Below are 831 nucleotides of genomic sequence, written 5' to 3'. Positions count from 1 at the left end.
CCCAGTCAGATCGTGCCGAGCCTGGCGGACCGCGGCGTGTATCTCGCGTCGGAATCGAGCTTTTACCGCGTATTGCGAAGTGCCTCGCAGCAGCACCGCCGAGGTCGGGCACGGCAGCCTTCGTCACGTATGCCCACCAGCCATTGTGCGACAGCACCGAATCAGCTGTGGTCATGGGACATCACCTGGTTACCGGCGGCGATCAAGGGCAAGTTCTACTACTGGTACATGGTGCTCGATGTGTTTAGCCGCAAGATCGTTGGTCACGAAGTCCAGGAAGCGGAATCTGCAGAACTTGCGTCGTTGCTGATGCGGCGCACGAGTTTGGCCGAGGGCTTGGCGGGACGTCCGCTGGTGCTGCACTCGGACAATGGCAGTGCGATGAAGGGTGCGACGATGCTCGCCACGCTGGAAAACCTGGGCGTGGTGGCTTCGTTCAGCCGACCGCGTGTGAGCAACGACAACCCGTACGCCGAGGCGCTGTTCCGCACATGCAAGTACAGGCCCGACTATCCGCGTAAAGCGTTCGCGAGCCTTGGCGACGCGCGCGCCTGGACGCAGCAGTTCGTGCGTTGGTACAACTACGAGCACAAGCACAGCGGCTTGAAATTCGTCACGCCGGCGCAGCGTCATAACGGCGTCGCCAACGCAGTGCTGGCACAACGTGAAATCGTCTATGCGCGAGCCAAAGCGAGCAACCCGCGCCGCTGGTCCTGCTCGACCCGCAATTGGGAATTGAAGGACGAGGTCTGGCTCAATCCGGAGCGTGTGCCCCGCTCCGAATTAAAGCAGTGCGCGTGAAGCGACGCGACAACTACGTTGACAAACACC

General features: G+C 61.4%; 1 protein-coding gene. It reads left to right on the top strand.

Annotated elements, in window-relative coordinates; genetic code table 11:
* Positions 1 to 801: DDE-type integrase/transposase/recombinase (locus tag BMI01S_RS37800; RefSeq protein ID WP_042293610.1), on the top strand; the 801-nt coding region annotated here is incomplete at its 5' end.
* Positions 802 to 831 lie beyond the last annotated feature (30 nt).

The sequence above is a fragment of the Paraburkholderia mimosarum LMG 23256 = NBRC 106338 genome, from assembly GCF_000739815.1.
Lineage (GTDB): Bacteria > Pseudomonadota > Gammaproteobacteria > Burkholderiales > Burkholderiaceae > Paraburkholderia > Paraburkholderia mimosarum.
The sequence above is the reverse complement of the archived record's forward strand: the minus strand, read 5'-3'. Positions and strand labels throughout refer to the sequence as shown.